The sequence below is a fragment of the Chroococcidiopsis sp. [FACHB-1243] genome, assembly GCF_014696895.1.
Lineage (GTDB): Bacteria > Cyanobacteriota > Cyanobacteriia > Cyanobacteriales > Chroococcidiopsidaceae > Chroococcidiopsis.
Window position 1 is genome coordinate 1 of sequence record NZ_JACJQX010000043.1, and the last position, 22609, is coordinate 22609.

Sequence of the window (22609 nt, forward strand, 5' to 3'; positions counted from 1 at the left end):
TTCGCTACCACGACAACTGGTTGCGAAATTTTCTGATTGCCTCGTCCCTGAATGGTCGTGGAACCGGAAAACCGGTCAAACACAAACTAGAGTAGAACCAGTCACGTATAACCCCTACGAGGGAGGACACCCCAACAATATCAATCCGATTCCTGCCGATGCTAAGCCTTTGATGGGTGGCTTCTACATTCGTGGGGATAAGATTTATGACCGCCAAGGCAAGCAGCCAGCTAGACCAGTTAACAACGTTTACCACAATGGCAATCCTATCAGAAATAGTTATGAGCCAATCGGTAAGGATAACTTCAATGCTGCTAGGGATAACTCTCCTGGTAACAACTACGGCTATGCCGTTCTCGCTAGGGATAAAGAAGCTAGGAGAGCGCTAGCTGAGATATCCACAGATTTAGGTATACCCGCTCAGTGGGTAGCCGATATCGTCCAATACGAATCGGGGTGGGAGCCTACATCAGATAACGGTGTTGGGTACTCTGGGTTAATCCAAGTAGGAGACGCAGCAGCATCAGACTTGGGATACACCAGACACGAGGTTATGAAGATGTCTCGTGCCGACCAGCTTAGGAAAGTAGTAAAGCCTTATCTACAGAAATTTGGTACGGCACGACTAAAAACCGTAGAACACGTACTAGCTTCTATCTGGGGTGGTGATGGCTTCTTGCGAAGAATCGAGAATGACCCTAAAGGAGCCGATAGAGTGAGCGACGGTAATATCACTTGGGGCGAATACAAACTTGGCTTAGGTCGTCATGCCGGAAGACAATACGCTACCACCAATTCCAATCGAGCGAGACGTGTAGCCAAAGTCATACACGAAAAATATACTCCTGGATGTACCGTGTGCAATCAGTTGGTAGCGAGTAACTCTTCGCTGATTCCGCATGAAGGGCAGTTTGTGTCTGGACAGTTAGACATTGTAAACATTGGTTAAGGTTAAACATCATGGGACTAATTGACGATTTAAGAAGAAGCAACGACCCAAGGAACGATGTCAACATTCAAGTTCCTCCACCACCTCCACCCCAACCACCAGCCCCGCCTGCGCTTCCTGAAGAAGATGCATCGTCTCCTTACATTTCCTATGACGAGCCTGAGCCTAGCTTACAGGAACAACTACTATTACCCATTCAAGATTCTGACGTATCCTATGGGTTGGAAATGCCCCCTACAGTACCTAGAGATGGGATGGAAGGTGGATTACTCAGTGGCACTCTTCCAACCATGCCTGCTGCTGAGCCAGCTCCACCACCAATTGACCGTGACATTTATATTAATGATTCCGTGTACGGAGCCGAGGCAAACGTACTGATTCAAAAGGAGCAGCAAGCTTTTCAGAGTCAATTGGATAGGGATGCTCAGAGTATCGTGCTACGAGAAGAACACTTCCCCGTGCTGTACGAGCGTCCTAGCTTCACTGCCTACAACCAAAATATAGAGCAGTACCACAGACTACTGCGCGACAAGAATGACGCTGCTAGAGCTGCTGCTGATGGTGAGAAACTACCAGAAGTTCCACCAGGGCAAGAGGTTGGTATGCCGTCGAGAAAGCCACAGATGCACTCTACTAGAAACCCTTTCAAAGCAGGGGATATAGTAGGACACCAGCGGACTCAAGTACCTTTCAATCCCATAGCTGGTACTGTGATGGGATTTCAAGAAATAGCTAAGAATCCACTAGACCCTAGAAATTACCTTCAGTTTCCCGTATTGTCTTCTACTGGCGGACAGTGGGGAGAGTGGGGTAAGGGCATACTAGGAGGACTTTTCTACACCCTCAACCTGGGAGAGAACGTAGCTAAGGGAGGACTGACGGACTTATACAACCTAGTGAGCGGTAACAAGCCGCCTACATCCAATCAGCCACCAGCAGCGGTACAAGCCACCATTGGAAAGAACTACGACTTCTCTCAGGAAAAGACACCAGAGAAACCACTAGGATTTGTCGGCTCAGAGACAGCACCCAAGACTATTACAGAATTGCAGAATAGGTCAGTGTTTTGGGGATTGATGGCTATGCCTTGGACGTGGAATGCAATCAAGGGAGTCAAGAAAGCTATAACTGGTAACGAAAATATCAACATTCCAGACTTCGCCGTTGCTGGCTTTGATGGTAAACCTATCATCAAAGTACCTGGCGGGAAGATGCTTCAGGGTGTTGAAGCTACGGGAGGCTTTATTGCTGATGTGGCTGCTGGCGCTGTTGTAGATTATGGAGTCGGTGACGTAGCTAAGCTAGCGAGTAAAGCAAAGCCAGTAGAGGAAGCAACTACCGAAGCTATCCAAAAACCAGCATCCAATCTACCGAAGCAACAAGTCAAAGCAGTATCGCCCGTCACTACGCCTACTCCAGGAGGTGTGTTGCAGCCTATGGCGACTAAGCCAATACCCAAGGTGACAGTAGAGCCGCACATTACAGCTCCGGTAGTACCTAACACTGCTGCTGTGATGGAGAAGATAGCGAATCCCCCTACTAACTATCGTGTCAATCCCGACATACTACATAAGGTTCCACGCTCTAACGAGCAGCTAACGCAAATGGGTAAGTTTGTGGGTATAGTCCCGCCTACCAGGACTACACCATACTCTACTGCTCGGCTCAATGCCATGACACAAAACCCAGAGCTGGACGGTGTTATAGCAAAATATGGACCTCCATTAGACGAAACAAAACTACTGCCACAGGAACCACCTACAGTAGTCATCCCCGACCCAGTTCCACCTACCAAGGAAGCATCTAGAAAGCTAGTGATGGAGAAGCTAGACCAACTCAAGACGGCATCGCCAGATGAGCAAGTCAAGCTAAGACACGACATAGACCGACTGCTAGATAAAGAAACGGATGTACCGGACGTGTTACAGCCTGGGGTGTTGCGGGAAGTACAGAAGGAATTACCGAAGGAACTACACGCCAGCAGTCCAGAAGGAATGATATCGACTCAGAAATATTTAGTTGCCAAGCAAGACTATGCCGATGCTTCTGCCATTGAAGCCAAGCTTAGAGGTGAGTTTTCTGAAGAACAGGAAATCATGATAAGCCAAATGGATAGCTTGCTCGACGAACCAAACATCGGTAGACAGGTTTTACTAGAGCAAGTGCCAATACCCAAGCCGAGAGATTTCATACAGGACGGGGACGAACTCATTCAACTCAAGCGCACACCTCCAATGGCAGCTACAGAGATGGCTGAGGGTGTAAATAACTTACGCCTCTACCACGGCTCCAAAGTCAGCGACCTCAACATAACGCTAGACTTGCTAGACCCTATTGAAGGAGCCTCACGCTCTGAATTTGGTACTGCTATCTACCTAACGAGTGACATAGAGGAAGCGTCAGAACACGCCAAGAAGTTTATCAATGACAATTTACCCGCCGCGCATCGCCAATTCGATAACGTAGGGTCAGTGTATGAAGTCTCGACTAGCGTACGCAATCCTCTAGATGGCATGGCGACACCTCCTAGAGAGGTAGATGCTGTGTTTAAGTCGGCTGTTAGAGATTTCTTCGGCGATGAGGTGGCTCAGGAATACACTCAGAAGATAGCTGGTAAGCCGCTATCCCGCTACTACACATCCCTAGATGAGATTGTGGGCGACATTAACCCGCATGAATTCCCAGAGGCTAAGGTGTTATCCTTCCAGCGTCTAGTCAACCAAGACTTGAGGAATATGGGCTATGACTCCATCGTGGTCAAAGGCAATTACAAAGACAGAGGGACGATAGTAGCCATTCTAGATAATGGTGCTACTCGTGGCGTTACCGCTATCAACGACGCTATTACAGCAGGACGAGGCACGATGATAGAGCAGGCTACAGAAGGATATAACGTAGCCGTCAGACACCGCGACTTATACCCCGACGATGCATTTGCTCAGGTGCAGCTTAAAGAGGCTTCATCGCGCCTACAATCCCATTTGGTACAGCAGACTGTAAGGAACTTAAATGATGCTGAAGAGGATGCGATACGCGCTGCCCATAGGCTAGCCGACACAGAAGACGAGCTAGCGGAAATCGCTCGAATCGATAAGCAGCAGAAAGAGGTTGTGTCTCTGCAAATGGCTGAAAGACAAACCAAGAAACAAGTTGCTGAAGATGCTAAGCCAGATGTAACGCACTGTATCTAATGTGGTCTAGTCCACTTTTTCAAGCTAGTATATATGTATAGCCATTCAATAGCCATTAAATAAGACTATGAGAAGAGAAAAATATGCAACGTATTTAAACGAGGAACTAGGTAACTACGTCAAGGGTATTCAGGCAGAGTACGACCTCAAGTCAATATCGCTAGCTATCGAGTTAATCATCTCCGACCACAAGCTAGCTGGTGAGATGGCTAAAGAGGACACGAAGAATTTTCAAAATGAAAAACCTTCGCTCCCCAACCAAAGCGTTAACCTAGCCGACCAAATAGCTATTCTCCACAAACAACTACTTCAGGGAGTTAAGCCATGATACCAGGAGGAGCAAAAGCATTACTTTACCTCTCGACAGCAATTGAAGCTGATACGCCAGAACAGAGAATGCTGTCAGTAACTCTTTTAGAGGATTACTTATTTCAAAGTAGACTTAATTTGACAAGAATTTTAGATGATTTCTTCGTCGAAACCAAGCTAGCAGAGTGGTCTTTAGTCATCGAAAAAGAAACACAGACACCATTCTTAAGCGTGTTGTCTGCGTGTGATAAAGCAAAGAAAATCAAGAAGAAAATTGACCATGAAAAAGAGGTGTAAAAGCAGCCGCCTAACACCTCCAACCCAATGTCCAACCTTTTCTATTTCAATTGTAGACCGCTTAGCAAGCCTCCTAGATAATCTGGGAGGCTCTAAATTATTTGTGCAAGGTATCTAAACACACTACCGCTGTACTAAGCCATTGGCATAGGCGTAGTAGATTTCATCGATGTGCTTCTCATAGGTTGCCATGTCCATTGCATCGATTTGAGATTGTGTGAACATGGGCTTGGGATTAGTCGAAGACACTCCCCTACTACGCTCGAAAGTAGGCACGTTAGGAGCTTTAGGCTTACCTAACTGCTGGCGCTTGTTGTCTAGATAATTCCAGATTACGTCGATACCTTCTGGCGTATGCTCCAAGGCTTGTATTTCAGGAGGTAGGTAGGGAAATGCTTCTTGCATCTGGCTGATGCGAGTGTTGTATTCATCGGCGCTAATCCCCTGCCAAATATTGCTCTTTAATTTGCGCTCTACCTGAGACACGTATTCCCTATATTCCTTCTCCTGCTTGAGTCTCTGGTATTCGTTAGGGTCTACTTGTGATTCAAGATTTTGTTTATCGTGTAGCTGCTGGTACTGGGCTTGTAGGGGTTGTTGCTGGCGTTGTAGGCTTGCACGACTTTGTAACTCCCTTTGCTTATCAGGACGAGCAGCAATATAGTCCAGATACGCCGATACTTCACGTTCTGAGATTCCATATCTCAACCTCGAAAATTCTACAAAGTTTTCATCTGCTACTGGATATTGCTCTTGATAGTAATTGGGTAGGAATTTCTCAACAAACTCCTCATCCGCCGTAGCGGACTGCCACATATCATCTAAGAAATTGATATAAGTCTCACCGTATCTATTCACTAGGTTCTGAACTACTGCATCTAGTCTCTGGACTTTCTTATCGTCCAGGTGTTCGATACCTGCTTCCTGCTTGGATACGTGGTTTTGAAAAGCTTGTTGATAAATAGTGTCTGACTGTCGAGCGTATTCCTCATCGCTCAACTTGCTGATGTGGTCGTAGAGCGGATTAGATTCATCAACAGGCTTATCTACTACACGACTGATATTGTCTTCAGTAACGCGCATTACATTCTGTTGTGGCGCATCCTCAAGAGGAGCATTACCATAGGTGTCAGCTTCTCCACTCTGCGGTAGCCATTCTTGGTTGGTCATAACTTAAGCTTCTCCTTTATTGATGAATTCGTATAGGTAAATCTCTAACGCTTGGGCTGCCCCGTCATTTATGTCAATCTGATGCTTCTTACACAACTCCTCAAACCTACGAGCTAGTGCTACGCTGCTGAGGAAGTTAGTGCAAGTATGTGGTTCCTTCGAGAATTGGATGCTTGGTTTGAATATTGGGATAGTCTTACGTGGAATCTTAACGACACCTACCATCGGGTATTTGAAGTTAGTTAAAGGAGAGTTAAAGCCCCTTCTCTCTCGCTTCAAGTACCATTCGTGACGTGGTTTGAAAGGCTCTTGTCTTTCTATCCCCTTAGTTAGCTCTAGGAAGGCTTCTAGAGCCGCACACACGGCAGCATCGAAGGTGGTATCGTTCTGTTCCACGAATGCTCTTAGATAGTGCAGCAAGCTATCTGACAGACAGACGGATGTAGTAATGGATGTGTCTCCTTCTATTGCCTGTTGCTGCTTATCTAACATCTGTTTCTGTAATTTCTTTTTCTGTCGTGGGTTAGTAGGTTCGAGCGGTGTAGAAGTTCTACCGATATTGACTCTAGGCATGGCTCATTCATCCTGTCCTTTCGAGCTGGGAGCGTCGTAGCTGTTGATGTGTACACCACCATCTACAGTTAGATTCCTTATGGTTTCTGGGTTATAGTACTTCTGCCAGTGTAGAGGAAGCTGATTAGGATGGTATTTCTTACCTCGTATCGTGATGAAGCCATTAGCATCAGGTGTAAGGTTATTATCCTGAGATACCAAGTCTTTAGGCATAGGCGTAGAGTTGAAGTCTCTACCGTTAATGGTCTGCTTGGGTATGTTTTGCTTCTTGGTCATTGGTTACACCTCACTATTTGAGTATTTGGTTGATGATGTCTTCTCTCATGCCATAGCTTCTGAGAATGTCCCTAACCTGCCGATACACATCCTTCTGTGTTTCACTTTGTGCCTTAAGTCGTTTCTCTGCTCTGGTACGCTTGTCAATCTCCAGCGTCAATCGCTTCTGCATTGATTCGATATCTTGTACGCTGAACTGTTCAAAGTCTTGCACGGTAATACCGTGATATGTGTATGCGTAGTCAGCGATTAGATGCTTGATGAATTCTGCTACTGAGTCAAAGCCTTCTTGCTTAACCACATACGCCAATAGCTTGCGGAACTCAGGAGAAGCATTAATCCTAAGCGATGTTTTGGTATCGACACTGAACTCTTTAGGCATTACACAGCTATGGTTATTAATTGGCTATTGAATGGCTATTCATATTCTAGCTGAAATAATGCTGGAAATGATTCACACGACTCAAGGTATGAGGATGAAGTATTATGCAATTAGTTGCATATAGTACTCTCATAATCTTCTCATATTTGCTTGGATTGTAGTGATTATCGCCATGATTATCCTATGCAACCATAGATAATACTCTATACATTACAGCTCTTTACACACATCTGTATACTGCATACAAGGTTACGATAATGGATGTTTGAGTAACCATGATGTCTGGAAGCTATACACAGCAAGGATAAGATTTATCGTGGAGAATTATCAATGCCTATACGGGGGGGGAATGATTATCTAAGTCCTATTTGCATTGGACCAAGGAAATTTGTGCTATGAGACACATCTCAGATGTATTCTTCAGGCGAAAGCTGAGCGATTAAAGAGCGAAGCTGAGCCGATACACATTTAATACTGAGTTGTGTAAAAAAGCTTTGATTTGCGTGATAATCGATTTAAATCTTTGATTATCTCGAATTCACTCCAGCTTTACGCTCCGTCCACTGCCCCCTCCGCCGCTGGGGTGCGGCTGCGGTAATCACTGCTTGACTCCGCTTGCTGTTCGCTCATTCGTGTAAGAGAAAGGAGTGTTGAGAGTCAAGCGAATCAACACGACTATCAAGGAAAGTATCAATGATTATCTGCGTGTATCTTGTGTTACTCCGCCCTTCGCTTCGCTTCGGTTGGTACGGAATGTCTTGTCCGCGCCATTCTCTTAGATATCTATAGATAATCAGCATCAACTCTAGCGTGTCAAGAGGTAGTGTGACACTTTCTCAACTGGCACAGAATAGAAATACTTAAGCCAAAATACGTCAGGTGCTACAAAATAAGGCTCCAGAATAGCTGGAGCCTATATAAACTAAAGGATTGAATGTGCTACACACGTTTACCTAAGAACGTGTAAAGATAGCAACTCATAATTTAATAAGGAATTCTCCAACCCAATAGATGCAACATTAGCTAGTGTTCGTTTACCAATGTTAGTTCTACTGATGAGAAAACTTGTGGTCTTTGACGAATACCTAAACCCATCCAGCTAAAATCAGGGTCTTCCGATTTCGCGCTAAAAAGCCATTTATCAGGCAAACCCGTTTGAAAATTATAGCTACCATTCCAATCTTGCCCGTTTGGAATTTCAGGTAATGTAGCCTCATATAGTTCATTTGTGTCTTGGTTAGTAGCACCGAACTTTCCACCCGCTAAGACCTTTAAACCAGACCTATTCTTTATTAAAACTTTAAAGAGCTGAACCTCGGTAGTAGTAGGTTCTGTAATTGGACCACCCGCATTAATTACTAGCTCAACAGATTCAGCTCCCAAGTTATCTTGTGTTTGTACCATATCGCACCAGCCTTTTAAAAAAAGAATTTATATTTTGAATTCTAATGTGTCAGTTATTTTCTGGATGGCTTTAAATAAGTATCTTTACATACAGACTTATTGAATACTAAATGTATGCTACAGAAATCACCCGCCTCTTTTAGGCGAGTGGTCACAAACAAGGCTCCTGAATGGCTGAAACCTCTGTCTAGTCAGGATTTGAAGGTGGTCATATTACTCCATCTTCCCTACTCTCTCCATCCTCATCCACGTATCAGAGCTAGGGTATCTATAGACTTGTACCTTATCATTTCCAATCTGCATCAAGGAATATCTATCACTGATGAACTTGTCCTTGAGCCATTTAGGATATGGTGTGTCTTTTGCAGTCAGGATAACAATCTCAGACACATTCCAAAATTGCTGCATGTAGAACCACAAGTCATAGGGACTGTCACCGTCCAGCAGTCCCTTGGCTACTTCCTCATTGGGACACAGGATAACAAAATCTGTTCCTCGTCCTAGTCCGTAGTCGGAATACTGCCATTTACCGCAGTAAATCACGGCTCCTATCAATGCTGCTAGATATGAGTCGTGTATCCCTATGTAGTCGTAGAACTTATCGAATGCAGCTATTTCTAACTCTGTCTGTGGTCTTAACTTGAGATGGGGTGTGGGGTCTTTCATAGTCCTCTCTTAGCCTCTGTAGTGGGGTGTAGGGATGCATCGGAGACACATCCCATCGATTAACTTACGTCAAGCGTCTCTTCATTCTCACTGGTTCGTCAGTAGGTGGCTTATAGTCACTAGACATACCTAGTAGAACCTTCTTCGACTTATTTTTTCTCTGCTGTTCCGCCTTGGAATATGCAATCTCGATATCTTTTGGGTCGTTGATACTAATGAAATCATTGGTGTACCACTTGAGAGGAAAGTCAAAGTTCAACTTGTCTTTACTTCTTCTGTAACAGCCGAGTGTAACGAAGAAACCTATATTCTCCTCTTCCTCATCTACACCTACCAGTACCATTGCTTCTTTAATGTAATCCTCCAGGTCATTCGCTGCTCTAGGATGCAGAGTACACATCTGACCAATCTCTGTAGGTTTTTCTATTTTGTAATCGTCGTCTTCATCTTCTGACACATCCTCAGCGTTATCTACTGGACAAACTTCTAAAGGGGGAGGGGGATTGTCCAGTTGTTGGAACCCTTGATTTTCCGTTGTTTCTTCTACACCATCATCTGGACAAGATTTATCTACTGGACAACTCTCTGATACTTGTCCAGTTGTTGGAGATACTGATATATAAGGGTTGTAGCTATTTTTATTAATAACTCCCTCCCCCCCTATATTAAAGTTGTCCTCTTGATAGAGTAGTGTGTTGTCCAGAAGATAGCCTTCCCAGAATAGCCAGTTACGTTTATGGTGTTTGGCAGGCGATGCTGTGTTTTTATCTCGGTTAATCGTTCCCTTCTGGACCATTCTGGATAGAGTTTTAGTGATAGTGAAGTATTTTCCACCTACCTGAGATTGGATGGTGTTAACAGATAACGGTATTCCAGAATGCTGCTGTAGAAGCTGAAGAATATCATCGGCTAGCTTACGGCTATCGGTGTCTGTTCCTACTTCTCCTTCGTATTCAAAGCAGGCAGTGTTAAGCCATTCGATATCTGGGTTGAGCGTAAGCTTGTACTGAAATGCGCTTATTCCTCTACACCCTCCAAGTGAAAGAATGCGCTCGACACAGGTTTCATCCTTGACGTTGGCTGAGTCTAGCTTCATCCATCCCGATAAGTTGGTAGTGATGGAGTGGTGTCCAGATATCTTATCGGCTCCATACGTCTCTTTCTTCTTATTGGTGTGATGGACCAGCAAAGTCCCTACATGGAATCGTGTAGAAAATTTGTGCAACGCATTGACATACACGTTACCGGAATCGGGATGATTTTCGTCTACTCCCGTTCCTACCAGCATCGTTCCCAAGCAGTCTGCAATTACGTAGTCGAATGGCTCTCCTTGCTTCTGTGCTTCTAAGAGAATTCTCTCTACACACTCTATGTTGTGGAACCTAACATCGTCTTCTTTCTGCACCCAATACAAGCGGCTTAAAGCCTCGTCTGGTAAGTCGTAGATACCACGGAGCCTAAACTTGTCTTCTGTCTCTCCTCTACTCTCATCGGATGCCCATAGAAGTATCTTTAATGGCTTGCTTGGCTTGATTAAGTCGTTGCTTTCTCCGGTTAAGCCATAGTAGATTGTGTCAACGTACAAGCATGTTTTACCTACCTTCGCTCCACCTGCTAGCAACATCAGGCTATTACGTTTCAATTGACCGTGAAAAATCCAGTTATCTTCTTCTACCTTTGGTTGTGTTCTGTATTGAGCCAAGCTTCTACCGATTGTCTTCATACTGTTAGAATTTGAATAAGTGGAATTGGATTGTGTGTAGTTAGAAGTAGAAGAGTTTGAACTTGAATGGACTGACATTTCCCGTTCTTCCTTTGTATCTTGTGTGTCATACGGTCAATTCTCCTAACTAACGCTTGGTGTAATTATTATGACGTACTTGTAGCTTGGGTACGTCTATTTTTTTAGCCCTACATTCTTCCTTCTTTTCGGGCTTTTCTAATTGCTTCCTGAGCTAGTGCCTCGAATAAGTTACTGATAGAACGACTCTCTACTTTGGCTAGTGTTTCTATCTCTTTTCTCAGGCTTTCATCGACGTAAACTGATAATTTCTTCTTGTCAGTAGCCAAGTTTTACCTCCTTGGTTTTCTTGTACTACTATCATAGCATAAATAACTCTAAAATGGAGTCACTATATCCATACCACCACCTAACTTACTGTACGACCCCGTTTCCTTGTCCTGCTTGGGTTCTGAGCTATGTCCAGACCCTTGGACATTACCTTTATTTTCCTTAACATCTACCTCCTCCATAGCCTTGACATAGGCGTCTGGTACTTCGTCATGCTTACAGCGCCTACACGCTATCTGTATTGTGTTATGCCCATTCATACCAGCCTCCAGAAAATTATAAGTGCAACGTCTCGGAGAGCGGGACTCCTAGCTAAGCCAAGAGTCCTTACACATCCTGTTACCTATCGTGATAGCGGACGTAAGCATCATCCACTAACTTTTCATGTACTGCCTTCTGAGTCTTCAGATTGAAATGACGCTGCAACCACAACAGTTTCATCTTATGTTGGTCAGACAACTCGGCTGGTCTACCCATACCTTTCACTTCAATTGGATGTACATCTGGTGTCGGTGTTGGTGTCTGCTCTAATAATTTCTCTAGAGCTTCAACGCCTTGCTGTGTCTGGGTTTGAGGTAATTCTACTTGTCTCACGTTGAGACTAATAGAACCGCTAGACTCCTGTGCTGGTATAGGTTTGATGCCTAGTCCATATGTCACACTACAGGCACTTGCACCCTATCCAACACACCACAGTAGTACTAATACAAGTCAGGGATGTGTACGTCTTTGACTAGCCCTACGTAGAAATCGTAAAGCACTCTTACGTCATGTCCTGTGATAGCTGCTACCGTAACCGGACTCATGCCGGATTCTAAAGCGTGAGAAATGAATGTAGCGCGAGTTAGGTAAGGTCTTCGGTATGGAATGCCTAATTTACCTAGTATCTTCTTCCATGCCCTCATAGCAAAGTTATGCTCGTCAATCGGCTTACCAGTGGGGCTAGGGAACACCAAATCATCGGGTCTAGCATCTCTAGGCTTAATGCCGTTGAGTAGCTTGCGTAACTTGTGGTTGATGGGTATGTGTCTATCTCGGTTAGTCTTGGTAGTCCCACGCTTACCCTTCGAGATTGACTCGCCTATCCATATGGTGTTACTTCCAACACTGCCCCACCTCAATGCTCTAGCCTCGCCAGTCCTAACACCACTTAGAAATAAGAATTCTACATAAGGGGCATAGTGATGGTAGTACCTGTTTTCTTTGAAGGCTTGGATAATCGCTCTAACCTCACTCTTAGTAAATGGTGCTGGTCTGCGTCTGGGAGCAACTCTAACCCTACCTTGAATGACTTTCCAAGGGTTATCCGGTTGCTTCGTCCAACTCCAACACGCAGCTAGCAAGCCCAGTCTTTCCTTGTACACTCGCTCTGACAACTTGGGTTTCAGGAATGATGCAAATTCCTTGGCTGCATCGACACCGATAGTAGGCACTAACTTGTTACCTATGGCGTGTTCTTTGATGTGTCCCAGCGTAGACTTGTACTTGCTCAACGTACTAGCTGACACATCCTCTACTTTGCTATCGATAAATTGCTCAAATAGGGTAGCTACTGTGATGTTTTGGATTAGCGGTGGTTTTTGAGGGCTAGGACGATACTTCTCTAGCGTGTGGTCAAACGTACCACCCAGTAGGTCTAATTCGATTTGACGGGCTATTAGTGAAGCTCTAATGCGATTTTCTTTAGTGTCATCTAGGTTAACTGCTAACGTTTTTTGAATGCCGTCAATTCTAAACCTCAGCCTTAACCTACCCCGAAAACTTTCAACTGAAACAGTGCCTTTTGAAGCTTTCTTCTTGATACTCATTGCGATACTCAAACTAGGTGTATCGCATCGCAATCACAAAAATAGAGGTACTATCGTACCTCCTAGAAAGGGTTTTAGGCGATGGAGAATAGGAGACTCGAACCCCTGACCTCTGCGGTGCGATCGCAGCGCTCTACCAACTGAGCTAATTCCCCGTACTGATTTTAGATTTTGGACTGCTAGTCTCAAATTCCTATATGCCACTTGGTATTTTAACATTCAGCGACGGTGGCTTGTGAGTTTGCTTTGGAAAGTACTTGTTGCACCCATTCCAAATCTAACTGGTTGAGGTAATCTACAGCCCAGTTTGCTTGACGTTGCATCATGTGAAATGGATAGGTATTTGCAACTCCAACAACCGGAATTTTTGCTGTCTTCGCTGCTTGGATTCCTGCTGGAGTATCTTCGATCGCAATACACTCTCTTGGCTGCAACCGAAGTTCGGGATAGAGTTGGTTGAGGCGTTCTACTGCCAACAAATAGCCATCTGGTTCTGGTTTACTGGTAGTAATATCATCGCCAGCAACTAATACAGAAAAGTATTGGGTCAAATTCAAACGCTGCAAAACTAATTCAATTTCCGACCGCATTGCACCACTAACTACAGCTAACTTTAATTGTTGGCTACGGGCTTGAAAAACCAAATCTTCTAAACCTGGATACGTAGGTAAGTTAGGAATTTTTTCTAATTCTTGCTGGTATGCCTGCGCCTTGCGCTGCATTAATTGGAGTAAATATGTCTCGCTCACAAATCGACCTCGACGTTTGAGCAATTCAGCTAAACAAACGCGATCGCTTCTCCCTAGACAAACTTCTTCAAACTCACCAGGAATTGGGCGTAAATTTTCTTCAACTAATAACTGTTCGATCAGTTGTTTATGAATCGGTTCATCATTAATAATAACGCCATTAAAATCAAATAGAACTGCCTTTAACGCCATATTATATTATTACCTTAATACCCAGGAGCCGGAATCCATTCCTCTGTTATTACCATATCTTCTTCTGTCTCCTGTCTCCTGTCTCCTGTCTCCTGCATCAAAGGCTTAATTCCACGAGTTACTTGATTAACTAACCACACATCATCAGTCTGCACTGCTGCAAAGCCTACTTTACCCATCCAGACATCCAAATTTCCCTGCGCAAATTCTCGAATGTATGGTTCCTCAAACACATTATTCAACCAATCGAGATGGCGTAAAGTCTGCTGATTGCCATCCAAAACGATCGCCTCGCCGCCTGCTTTCAGCAATCGAAAGCTTTCCTGCAAGATCGCTTGAGTCACCTCTGCTGGTGTTTCGTGAAATAACAAGGAGATTGTCACCAGATCGAAACTGGCAGCTGGTAGTTTTGTCTCTTCAGCATTTCCATGCAGCCACTTAATCGCTAATCCTGCGGTTTTGGCTTTGTCTTCTGCCCTGACTAGCATGTATGGCGATAAATCTAAGCCGATAACTTCTGCTTGGGGAAAAGCCTGTTTTAACATCAGCGTCGTGGAACCAGTACCGCAGCCTAAATCTATAATTCTGCTTGGCTTAACGCGAATACGTTCTAGCAATCCTTGACGGACTAAAGTTTCATTAGGTAACAGGACGTATTGAGTAATTGGGTCGTAAGAAACAGCTGCACCAGAATTAAGATATCCGCCCTTAATTCCGTGAAAATTTTGACTGCTGTAGTATACGGGAACCTTGACCTCTGGACGGCGAAAGCGATCGCTTTCTTTCTCCCAGTCTATACTACGGGCGTATTGCCTTAACTCCTCTTCGTCAATAAATAAACGCACGACAGGCGCTAAGAACTGTTCCCAAATTGTATCTTGACGCGCTGCCATAAGTATGCCTCGCTAAGGGACGATCGCGACTTGCTATTTCTATTTACAAATTTTAATACATTCTTGCAATTGTCAGTGGCTAGTGACCAGTGACTAGAAATAAGAATCTAGCCACCAGCCACTAACCATTAGCCACTCGCTTTTGACTTAACTTATCCAGCTAACAAAACTAAATCAGGAACTTGAAAGAGCGACTGATAGGCAAGTACAGCCCCGCCAATTGCTGCGGCATCTTCGCCAAAAACTGATACGTCAAAACGGGCTTTCGGATCGCTGAAGAATCCACCACCACCATTACCAGGTACGCAGTCTCGCAACATCGAATCCAATTCCTCTTTAACGTGAGGAACCAATATAGCAAGCGGTCCGCCGATCGCGATTCGTTCGGGATTGAGAATATTTGCTAAGTTAATTAATCCCCAGCCTAATATCTGCACCCATTCAGACACAACCGCGCGGGCGAGGGGTTCGTCTTGGTGGAAATGTGCGACTAAATCGCTAAGTTCTCCTGCTTGTCCTCCCCGCTGGCGATAGTTTTGTAGCAATGCCTCTCTTCCAACAAATGTGCCTAAATCTCCACAGCCAGTCGGCATTGGTAAGATTGCCCCGACTTCCCCCGCAGTGCCGTAAGCGCCGCGAAAGATGCGATTGTTTAACACGATTCCCGCCCCAATTCCCTTATTAATTAATAGATAGAGCAAACTATGACACTGCATGGCACTACCTAGATACACCTCTGCTAAAGCGGCGGCGTTCGCATCATTATCTACAAATAAAGGTAGCTGAATGTGAGGCTGAAGGTAGCGGCGTAGATCGACACCTACCCACTGCAAAAATGGGGAGTAGATGACCACACCTGCTAAGTTCATGGTTGCTTGGATGGCTAGCCCAATTCCTCGCGATCGCTCTTGTTTGGTCGGATCGGACTGCTGCACTTGCCCAATTAATTGTCCGAGTTGGCTGAGGACAATTTCTGGTTCTCGACTACCTATTAGTGGTGCTTGAATGCGGTTGACAACTTGGGCAGCTAAATTCAACTGCACTACCGTTAGCTGTTCGTACTCGATCGCCGCACCGATAAAAAATGCCCCATTAGGATTTAAACTCAGTCCGACTCCTGGTCTTCCCCCTCCAGTAGGCGCGATAATTTCACCGCTTTCTCGAATTAAGCCCTGTGAGATTAATTCGGCTGTAATTACGGTAACAGTCGATCGCGTCAGTCCTGTGGAACGGGCAATCTCAGCCCGAGTCATTGGCGCACGACATCTAAGAAGTTCCAAAATGCGGGCGTAGTTGATTTGTTTTAACAGTGTTGTATTGGTGGCGATCGATGGTGAATGTCGATCTGCGGTCATTTTTCTAATCTTTAGTAAGTTTGTTTTTCTAACAAACAAATTAGCATTATAGAAACGTTATATGTAACGTCTTTACGAGAACGGAGAAGAAGAGATGAAAAGCTTCGACTGTGAGACAGTCCTATTTGACCTCAATGGTGTACTTGTCGATTCCAACGTGGCTGTAGAAGGACATTAGCGTAGGTGCGGAATAGTTTTTGTCGCGCCAAGACGCAAAGACGCGAAGAATAAGGAAGAGTTATGGGTAAGAGGCAAGGATTACGGGAAAGTGTGAAGCGATCGCATTTTGGGAAAGAGGCGGTTTGGTTTGGGGTAGCGATCGCCTTTTATGCTTTTGTGGCGATCGCGGTAGCAGAGGCGGGATTGGGGGTTTTGTTGCCTTCGATTTTGGCTGCATATAATTTAAATCCGGCAACTGTAACGCTGCTGTTTATCAGTCAGACGGGTGGTTATGTTGTGGCAGCGTTCTCTAGTAGTCTGATTAGCAGCCGTTTGGGGTTGGCACGGATGCTTTTAGTAGCGGCAATGTTGCTGATGGGGGCGCTGATAATCTATGCGCTGAATCCGTTTTGGTGGGTGATGGTTGCGGCTGGCGTGCTTTTGGGACTGGGAATTGCCCTGATTGATGCTGGAATTAATACTTTTATTGTGGATAACCAGCGGACTAACCATCTGGTGGGAATGTTACACGCTTTTTATGGTGTTGGTGCATTGTTAGGTCCCACGATCGCCACTTCGCTACTAGCTTTTGGGTTGAATTGGCGATCGATCTATTTGGTATTTGCAGGAGTGGTAGGGCTGTTGGTGGTGGCGGTGGCTATAGCGATCGTCCAAAATTATCGACCGATGACGCAGAAAATAAAGGCTTCTGGGACTAGTGCTAAGGCTAATCTCCGCATTGCTTTACAGACACCTGCTGTCCTACTGACGGGTTTACTATTGATGGTTTACGTGGGTGCAGAGGTTTGTGTAGGTAACTGGGCTTACTCGGTGCAAAATCTCAGTCGCGGTATCCCGCCAATAGTTGCCGGATACAGCATTAGCGCTTACTGGCTGGGGGTGACAATTGGGCGTTTGAGTTTGGGATATTTCATGCGGCGACTCGGTGCAGTCCGCACTTTGGATATTTCTCTGGTGCTGCTGAGTATTGGTTTACTGGCTTGGTGGCTAGTACCAAACCTGTATTTGAGCTTACCGTTGATTGGTTTCGGGTTTGCGGCAATCTATCCAGCAACAATTGCCTTATTACCACAGAGGATATCTCCTGCATTAGTCCCAGCCGCGATCGGTTTCGTGTCGAGTGTCGCTAGTTTAGGTGCAGCCAGTTTGCCCAGTGCCGTCGGTTGGATCGCCTCTCGTACTAGTTTGGAAATTATTCCTGTTTTAATGATGCCTCTAGCCCTAGTGATGGTAATTGTACATCGATGGTTAGTAGGAACGGGGAGCAGGGAGCAGCGATCGATGTAGGGGCGGGTTTTACCCAAAATCTCTGCTAACAACGAAGCGGTTCAATCAACCCGCCCTTACACCCATATTCATACAGCAAAAGTTTGACAAGGTGATTTAACAAACCCGCCCTCCCAGCCATATTCGTCAGGATTGTCTTATTGTATTTTATGTAGTACAATGTATCATTTAGAATGAACTTGCATAAGCTAAGTTAGTATTCTCCCCTGTAGAGATAGTCAATCTGGGAATCAAAAACCCAGGGATTTTGTAGGGGCGCACAGCCGTGCGCCCTGGGTAATGTATCAGTTATTTTTCCTTAATTTTTAACTAAAAATATGCCATACGAAAAACTAGAAATTAATACATCAGCGCCCGTACTTTCTTGGGCAAATCATGCTTTAGGACATGAAGAAACCCAAATGGCGAAAAACGTGGCATCGCTACCATTTGTATTTAAACATGTCGCATTGATGCCCGATGTCCACTTAGGTAAAGGTGCTTTAGTCGGCTCAGTTGTAGCAACTAAAGATGCAATTTTGCCTGCGGCTGTGGGAGTAGATATTGGTTGTGGCATGGCTGCCATTCAAACTCCATATCATGCCGAACAATTAGAAGGCAAGTTGAAAAAAATCCGTTTAGATATTGAAGCATCAATTCCAGTCGGTTTTAACGAAAATCAAGATGTGGAAAAATCTGTCACAAACTGGCAACGTTGGAATGATTTTAAAGATCTACATCGCGGGGTGCAAGACTTGCAAGGAAAAGCCATGAAACAAATGGGTTCTCTTGGCGGTGGCAACCACTTCTTAGAAGTTTGTCTCGATACTGAAGATCGAGTTTGGTTGATGTTGCATTCTGGTTCTCGAAATATCGGCAACAAGTTGGCACAGTGCCATATTAATACTGCCAAAGAACTAGCAAAATTAGCAGGCGATCGCTTACCCGATCCTGACTTAGCTTACTTTGTTTCTGGTACGCCAGAGTTTGCTGCATATTGGCGAGACTTGCAGTGGGCGCAAAACTATGCCCGTGTCAATCGTGACGTGATGATGGCACGCTTTAAGCGAGTCGTGGAAAAACATGTAGCTGGTGGTAAGCCGTTCAAACCTCTGTTAGAGGTGAATTGCCATCACAACTATGCCGAAAAGGAAGTGCATTTTGGCGAAGATGTTTACGTCACTCGTAAGGGTGCAGTCAGGGCGCGGACTGAAGACTATGGCATTATCCCTGGTTCAATGGGTGCGAAATCATTTATTGTCAGAGGTAAAGGTCATGCTGAAAGTTATTGTTCTTGCAGCCACGGTGCGGGGCGTTTGATGTCTCGTAATAAGGCAAAAAATGTCTATACACTTAACGATTTGATCGAGCAAACTAAGGGTGTAGAATGTCGCAAAGACACAGGTGTCTTAGACGAAATTCCAGGGGCATACAAGCCAATCGATGAGGTGATGAATAATCAGTCAGATCTGGTCGAAATTGTGGCAACCTTGAAGCAAGTTGTTTGCGTCAAAGGATAAAGTAGGGCGGGCAATGCCCACCTTACATTTCTTAAACTGAAACTGCAACACCTACTTCACTACGATTGTGGGGCGAGTCAAAGTCAATTATTGGTCCTTTAGGCACGATGCGAGTGGGATTAACTTTGGGATGGCTCCGATAGTAATGTCTTTTAATATGATCTAAGTTGCAAGTTTCTTTCACTCCTGGTTGTTGGTACAAGTCTTTTAAGTAGTTCCACAAGTTAGGATAATCTACAATCCGGCGTAAGTTGCATTTGAAATGGACGTAATAAACAACATCGAAACGCAGTAAAGTTGTAAACATACACCAATCGGCTTCGGTAATGCGATCGCCACATAAATAACGTTGTTTAGCTAAAACATTTTCCCAACGGTCTAAAGCCTCAAATAACTCCGTTACAGCCTCTTCATAAGCCACTTGTTGAGTGGCAAATCCGGCTCGGTAGACACCATTATTAATTGGCTGGTAAATCTCATCGATAGTTTTGTCTATTTGTGCTTGCAAACCTTCAGGATAAAAGTTAATATTTTTGCTGGCAATGCCATCAAACTCAGTATCAAACATGCGAATAATTTCGCGAGATTCATTATTTACAATTGACTGAGTTTGCTTATCCCACAACACGGGAACAGTTACCCGTCCGCTATAATTTGGTTCAGCTTTTAGATAAAGTTGCCAAAGATATTGCGTCCCGTTAATAGTATCGGGAATCGCTCCAGGTTCGCTGCTAAACTCCCAACTATTTTGGTCAATCTCTGCTGCTACTACAGATAATCCAATTGCATCTTCTAGTCCCTTCAGACGACGCATAATTGCCGTTCGATGCGCCCAAGGACAAGCCCAAGAAATATATAAGTGATAGCGTCCTGCTTCTGCTTTAAAACCACTCGAACCATCAGCAGTAATTTTATTGCGAAAGGTAGTAGAAGGGCGGATAAATTTCCCTTGGTTATCTTCTTGTTCTCGTTCGGAAATCCATTTACCGTCAGCTAGAATACCTAAACCCATCGATCGCACCTCTTGCGAATTTGTATTTGTGAGTTTCTAAGTTCGCTCTTCATACATGCTAAACCAATAAAGTGAAGTCAAAAATTAAAAGGCAAAAGTCAAAAGTCTTCTTTTATTTTTCAATAACTATCAAGGCATAAAAATGCATCTATCTTATGGTATAAACATTGAGATTGAAGTGAAGCAAAGTAGAAATTCAAGTGTAGGGTAGGCAATCCCCACCTAAATGTTCAAATTACGATCGCTATTCACCTTCTAACCAAATCAGGAGTTGATTTTCACTTTCACTCAGAAGCAGAATGTCCTAAGATGTAACAAAAAGTAAATTTATCTGCATCAGCAACCACTGATAACCGATCGCGGACAACTGTACGGGCGGATTTAGCAAATAGAGTAACCGCCTCAGCAAGTAAATCTGCGCTTCATACCCGCCCCTACGATAACTGATAACTGATAACTGATAAATCTATGAGCGATCGCATATTTATTGCAGCTACTTTCATTGTTTTTCTAGCTCTAATTATTGGCGTTGGCATCTACTCGTCAACTCATAAGAAAAATACAACCGCTGACTACATTCTCGCTAGTCGCGGGGTAAGTCCTTGGCTGACGGCGCTTTCCGCCATGTCAACGGGTCAGAGTGGTTTATTATTTCTCGGTCAAGTTGGCTTTGCCTACACAGCCGGAATTTCTGCTATTTGGTTAGTTATTGGTTGGGCAATAGGAGACTATCTCGCTTGGTTCTTATTTTTCAAACGTTTAAGAAAAAGATCTGAAGAAACAGCATCGGATACTGTTTCTGATTTCCTAGCGCAAAACACTTCCGGCGCTCGTTGGATCTCGATTGTCTCAGGTATAATTATTGTTGCTTTTCTTGGTGCGTATGCAGCATCGCAACTCGTAGCAGGTAGCAAAGCACTGAATGTCGTCTTCGGCTGGGATTATCGTCTAGGAATTATCCTCGGAGCCGCAATCGTCATTATCTACTGTTTTTCTGGTGGCGTACGAGCGGAGATTTGGACGGATGCAGTCCAAGGAATCATTATGATTGGTTCGTTGCTGCTACTACTATCCGTAGCAATTACCGACTGTGGTGGATTTGGGCAACTTTGGACAAGATTGGGCGCGATTGATGCAAAGCTAATTAATTTGAGTCCATCTAATCTACCGTTGGGCTTTTTGCCCTTTTTTATTGGTTGGATTGTGGCTGGATTTGGTGTAGTCGGTCAACCGCATATCTTAGTCCGAGCAATGGCAATTGACTCGCCCGATAATGTCAATAGGGCGCTGAATATCAAAACTATTGCTAGTTTAACCACATCTTTTTCTTCCATTACCATCGGCTTAGCAGCACGGGTTTTGTTACCCGACTTGATATCAGGTGGCGATCCTGAGTTAGCATTGCCGTATTTAGCAGAAGAATTGCTACCCGCAGGCTTTGTCGGACTGATGCTAGCCGGAGTTTTTGCTGCTACTATGTCTACTGCCGATTCTCAGATTCTCTGCTGTTCGGCGGCGTTGACTCAAGACATCGCGCCTCAATTTGCTAATTCCTATCGAATTGTCAAGTTAGGCACTTTAACTGTCACCGCGATCGTTTTGAGTATTGCTTTAGTAGGCGATGATAATGTGTTTCTCTTAATTACATTTTCTTGGTCGGCTTTAGCTTCGGGTTTAGGTCCACTGTTACTATTGCGAGTTGGGCAATTGCCCGTCAGTACGCCTGTAGCACTATTAATGATGGCTGTCGGAATTATCACCGCTATTAGTTGGAACCTGGTATTTAAGTTATCTTCTGTAGTTTACGAAGTCCTACCAGGGATGATTGCAGGTAGCTTAGTCTATGTCATAGCGCGATTGCTGGCTTCTAAATCAGTATCCCAGCAGCGTAGATAGGGGAGTCGGTAGGGGCGCACTGCTGTGCGCCCGTGCAGAGTCGGGAGTCGGGAATAGTGACCAGAAAAATATCTAGCCACCAGCCACCAGCCACTCACTTTCTACACTTCGTTGAGAATCTTAGGAACTTTGAAAAATTCCCCATCCTGTTCTGGGGCGCTTTCGAGTATAGCATCGCGATCGCCATATGGTTCTAGTTTATCCGCACGGGTGATGTTACTAGCATCAATTGCCCGCATGGTTGGAGGTACGTCAGTTACGTCAAGTTCGCTCAACTGCTCGAAATAATCTAGAATGCTACTCAATTGAGTGGTAAATTGTTCCTCCTCTTCGGGAGTGAGTGCTAGGCGTGCGAGATGGGCAACTTTATGGACTTGTTCTTTGTCAAGCATGGATGGTAATTGGTATAGCAGGGAGCAGGGAGCAGGGGGAAGAGAGCTGCTCTTGAGC

At 44.6% G+C, this 22609-nt stretch carries 22 protein-coding genes, 1 tRNA gene and 1 pseudogene; 7 read left to right on the forward strand and 17 right to left on the reverse strand.

Annotation, left to right across the window (positions count from 1 at the left end; all coding sequences use genetic code 11):
- From H6G17_RS25695 to H6G17_RS25710, 4 genes and pseudogenes are all read left to right on the forward strand, one after another.
- Nucleotides 1-949, forward strand: a pseudogene (locus tag H6G17_RS25695) (hypothetical protein); the annotation flags it as partial.
- A gap of 11 nt (nucleotides 950-960) precedes the next feature.
- Nucleotides 961-4140 (forward strand): hypothetical protein, encoded by a 3180-nt coding sequence (locus H6G17_RS25700; RefSeq protein ID WP_192161417.1) that lies wholly within the window; start codon nucleotides 961-963, stop codon nucleotides 4138-4140.
- Nucleotides 4141-4207: 67 nt separating this feature from the next.
- A complete protein-coding gene (locus tag H6G17_RS25705) occupies nucleotides 4208-4468 on the forward strand; it encodes a hypothetical protein (protein ID WP_192161418.1) in 261 nt (86 codons plus the stop codon).
- Nucleotides 4465-4746: a hypothetical protein gene (locus H6G17_RS25710; protein ID WP_192161419.1), complete on the forward strand. Its 282-nt coding sequence runs from the start codon at nucleotides 4465-4467 to the stop codon at nucleotides 4744-4746. The genes H6G17_RS25705 and H6G17_RS25710 overlap by 4 nt, the downstream gene beginning before the upstream one ends.
- 123 nt (nucleotides 4747-4869) lie before the next feature.
- Here the strand turns inward: H6G17_RS25710 and H6G17_RS25715 are convergent, their stop codons facing one another.
- The 14 genes from H6G17_RS25715 to H6G17_RS25780 form a co-directional block, all read right to left on the reverse strand.
- A complete protein-coding gene (locus H6G17_RS25715; RefSeq protein ID WP_192161420.1) occupies nucleotides 4870-5916 on the reverse strand; it encodes a hypothetical protein in 1047 nt (348 codons plus the stop codon).
- Nucleotides 5917-5919: 3 nt separating this feature from the next.
- Nucleotides 5920-6489, reverse strand: a complete 570-nt coding sequence (locus H6G17_RS25720) for a hypothetical protein (RefSeq protein ID WP_192161421.1) — start codon at nucleotides 6487-6489, stop codon at nucleotides 5920-5922.
- Nucleotides 6490-6492: 3 nt separating this feature from the next.
- Nucleotides 6493-6765, reverse strand: coding sequence for a hypothetical protein (locus H6G17_RS25725; protein WP_192161422.1), 273 nt, complete (start codon nucleotides 6763-6765; stop codon nucleotides 6493-6495).
- Between the two features lie 13 nt (nucleotides 6766-6778).
- Nucleotides 6779-7066 (reverse strand): hypothetical protein, encoded by a 288-nt coding sequence (locus H6G17_RS25730; protein WP_192161423.1) that lies wholly within the window; start codon nucleotides 7064-7066, stop codon nucleotides 6779-6781.
- Nucleotides 7067-8170: 1104 nt separating this feature from the next.
- Complete coding sequence (locus tag H6G17_RS25735) at nucleotides 8171-8551, reverse strand: hypothetical protein (protein ID WP_192161424.1); 381 nt, start codon at nucleotides 8549-8551, stop codon at nucleotides 8171-8173.
- A gap of 213 nt (nucleotides 8552-8764) precedes the next feature.
- Nucleotides 8765-9217 carry a hypothetical protein gene (locus tag H6G17_RS25740; protein WP_192161425.1) on the reverse strand — a complete coding sequence of 151 codons (453 nt, stop codon included), beginning with the start codon at nucleotides 9215-9217 and terminating at the stop codon, nucleotides 8765-8767.
- Nucleotides 9218-9281: 64 nt separating this feature from the next.
- Complete coding sequence (locus H6G17_RS25745; RefSeq protein ID WP_192161426.1) at nucleotides 9282-10940, reverse strand: AAA family ATPase; 1659 nt, start codon at nucleotides 10938-10940, stop codon at nucleotides 9282-9284.
- 188 nt (nucleotides 10941-11128) lie between these two features.
- Nucleotides 11129-11287, reverse strand: a complete 159-nt coding sequence (locus H6G17_RS25750; RefSeq protein WP_192161427.1) for a ribbon-helix-helix protein, CopG family — start codon at nucleotides 11285-11287, stop codon at nucleotides 11129-11131.
- A gap of 340 nt (nucleotides 11288-11627) precedes the next feature.
- The gene (locus tag H6G17_RS25755; protein ID WP_192161428.1) at nucleotides 11628-11948 is read right to left on the reverse strand and encodes a hypothetical protein; all 321 of its coding nucleotides are present in this window, start codon (nucleotides 11946-11948) and stop codon (nucleotides 11628-11630) included.
- 41 nt (nucleotides 11949-11989) lie between these two features.
- Nucleotides 11990-13096 (reverse strand): site-specific integrase, encoded by a 1107-nt coding sequence (locus tag H6G17_RS25760; protein ID WP_192161429.1) that lies wholly within the window; start codon nucleotides 13094-13096, stop codon nucleotides 11990-11992.
- 82 nt (nucleotides 13097-13178) lie between these two features.
- Nucleotides 13179-13251: transfer RNA gene (locus H6G17_RS25765), tRNA-Ala, on the reverse strand.
- A gap of 57 nt (nucleotides 13252-13308) precedes the next feature.
- A complete protein-coding gene (locus H6G17_RS25770; protein ID WP_015155585.1) occupies nucleotides 13309-14037 on the reverse strand; it encodes an HAD family phosphatase in 729 nt (242 codons plus the stop codon).
- A 14-nt stretch (nucleotides 14038-14051) separates the two neighbouring features.
- On the reverse strand, nucleotides 14052-14930 hold the full coding sequence (locus tag H6G17_RS25775; RefSeq protein WP_192161430.1) for a class I SAM-dependent methyltransferase: 879 nt from the start codon (nucleotides 14928-14930) through the stop codon (nucleotides 14052-14054).
- 152 nt (nucleotides 14931-15082) lie between these two features.
- On the reverse strand, nucleotides 15083-16285 hold the full coding sequence (locus H6G17_RS25780; protein WP_192161431.1) for an ROK family transcriptional regulator: 1203 nt from the start codon (nucleotides 16283-16285) through the stop codon (nucleotides 15083-15085).
- Between the two features lie 240 nt (nucleotides 16286-16525).
- Between H6G17_RS25780 and H6G17_RS25785 the strand changes: the two genes are divergently transcribed.
- Together H6G17_RS25785 and H6G17_RS25790 are read left to right on the forward strand one after the other, a co-directional pair.
- On the forward strand, nucleotides 16526-17752 hold the full coding sequence (locus tag H6G17_RS25785; RefSeq protein ID WP_192161432.1) for an MFS transporter: 1227 nt from the start codon (nucleotides 16526-16528) through the stop codon (nucleotides 17750-17752).
- A 317-nt stretch (nucleotides 17753-18069) separates the two neighbouring features.
- Nucleotides 18070-19251, forward strand: coding sequence for an RtcB family protein (locus tag H6G17_RS25790; RefSeq protein ID WP_192161433.1), 1182 nt, complete (start codon nucleotides 18070-18072; stop codon nucleotides 19249-19251).
- A 31-nt stretch (nucleotides 19252-19282) separates the two neighbouring features.
- Here the strand turns inward: H6G17_RS25790 and H6G17_RS25795 are convergent, their stop codons facing one another.
- On the reverse strand, nucleotides 19283-20263 hold the full coding sequence (locus H6G17_RS25795) for a glutathione S-transferase family protein (protein ID WP_192161434.1): 981 nt from the start codon (nucleotides 20261-20263) through the stop codon (nucleotides 19283-19285).
- 468 nt (nucleotides 20264-20731) lie between these two features.
- Between H6G17_RS25795 and H6G17_RS25800 the strand changes: the two genes are divergently transcribed.
- Nucleotides 20732-22159, forward strand: coding sequence for a sodium/proline symporter (locus tag H6G17_RS25800; protein WP_192161435.1), 1428 nt, complete (start codon nucleotides 20732-20734; stop codon nucleotides 22157-22159).
- On the opposite strand, the gene H6G17_RS34265 is transcribed toward H6G17_RS25800, so the two are convergent.
- Both H6G17_RS34265 and gatC read right to left on the reverse strand, forming a co-directional pair.
- On the reverse strand, nucleotides 22131-22253 hold the full coding sequence (locus H6G17_RS34265; protein WP_277876085.1) for a hypothetical protein: 123 nt from the start codon (nucleotides 22251-22253) through the stop codon (nucleotides 22131-22133). The genes H6G17_RS25800 and H6G17_RS34265 overlap by 29 nt on opposite strands.
- A gap of 7 nt (nucleotides 22254-22260) precedes the next feature.
- Nucleotides 22261-22551 carry an Asp-tRNA(Asn)/Glu-tRNA(Gln) amidotransferase subunit GatC gene (gene gatC / locus H6G17_RS25805; protein WP_192161436.1) on the reverse strand — a complete coding sequence of 97 codons (291 nt, stop codon included), beginning with the start codon at nucleotides 22549-22551 and terminating at the stop codon, nucleotides 22261-22263.
- Between the last annotated feature and the right edge of the window lie 58 nt (nucleotides 22552-22609).

Bases quoted from the DNA above. Each gene is read 5' to 3' on its own strand.
- H6G17_RS25700 (WP_192161417.1), top strand. From the start codon at position 961: ATGGGACTAATTGACGATTTAAGAAGAAGCAACGACCCAAGGAACGAT.
- H6G17_RS25705 (WP_192161418.1), top strand. From the start codon at position 4,208: ATGAGAAGAGAAAAATATGCAACGTATTTAAACGAGGAACTAGGTAAC.
- H6G17_RS25710 (WP_192161419.1), top strand. From the start codon at position 4,465: ATGATACCAGGAGGAGCAAAAGCATTACTTTACCTCTCGACAGCAATT.
- H6G17_RS25715 (WP_192161420.1), bottom strand. From the start codon at position 5,916: ATGACCAACCAAGAATGGCTACCGCAGAGTGGAGAAGCTGACACCTAT.
- H6G17_RS25720 (WP_192161421.1), bottom strand. From the start codon at position 6,489: ATGCCTAGAGTCAATATCGGTAGAACTTCTACACCGCTCGAACCTACT.
- H6G17_RS25725 (WP_192161422.1), bottom strand. From the start codon at position 6,765: ATGACCAAGAAGCAAAACATACCCAAGCAGACCATTAACGGTAGAGAC.
- H6G17_RS25735 (WP_192161424.1), bottom strand. From the start codon at position 8,551: ATGGTACAAACACAAGATAACTTGGGAGCTGAATCTGTTGAGCTAGTA.
- H6G17_RS25740 (WP_192161425.1), bottom strand. From the start codon at position 9,217: ATGAAAGACCCCACACCCCATCTCAAGTTAAGACCACAGACAGAGTTA.
- H6G17_RS25745 (WP_192161426.1), bottom strand. From the start codon at position 10,940: ATGAAGACAATCGGTAGAAGCTTGGCTCAATACAGAACACAACCAAAG.
- H6G17_RS25760 (WP_192161429.1), bottom strand. From the start codon at position 13,096: ATGAGTATCAAGAAGAAAGCTTCAAAAGGCACTGTTTCAGTTGAAAGT.
- H6G17_RS25770 (WP_015155585.1), bottom strand. From the start codon at position 14,037: ATGGCGTTAAAGGCAGTTCTATTTGATTTTAATGGCGTTATTATTAAT.
- H6G17_RS25775 (WP_192161430.1), bottom strand. From the start codon at position 14,930: ATGGCAGCGCGTCAAGATACAATTTGGGAACAGTTCTTAGCGCCTGTC.
- H6G17_RS25780 (WP_192161431.1), bottom strand. From the start codon at position 16,285: ATGACCGCAGATCGACATTCACCATCGATCGCCACCAATACAACACTG.
- H6G17_RS25785 (WP_192161432.1), top strand. From the start codon at position 16,526: ATGGGTAAGAGGCAAGGATTACGGGAAAGTGTGAAGCGATCGCATTTT.
- H6G17_RS25790 (WP_192161433.1), top strand. From the start codon at position 18,070: ATGCCATACGAAAAACTAGAAATTAATACATCAGCGCCCGTACTTTCT.
- H6G17_RS25795 (WP_192161434.1), bottom strand. From the start codon at position 20,263: ATGGGTTTAGGTATTCTAGCTGACGGTAAATGGATTTCCGAACGAGAA.
- H6G17_RS25800 (WP_192161435.1), top strand. From the start codon at position 20,732: ATGAGCGATCGCATATTTATTGCAGCTACTTTCATTGTTTTTCTAGCT.
- gatC (WP_192161436.1), bottom strand. From the start codon at position 22,551: ATGCTTGACAAAGAACAAGTCCATAAAGTTGCCCATCTCGCACGCCTA.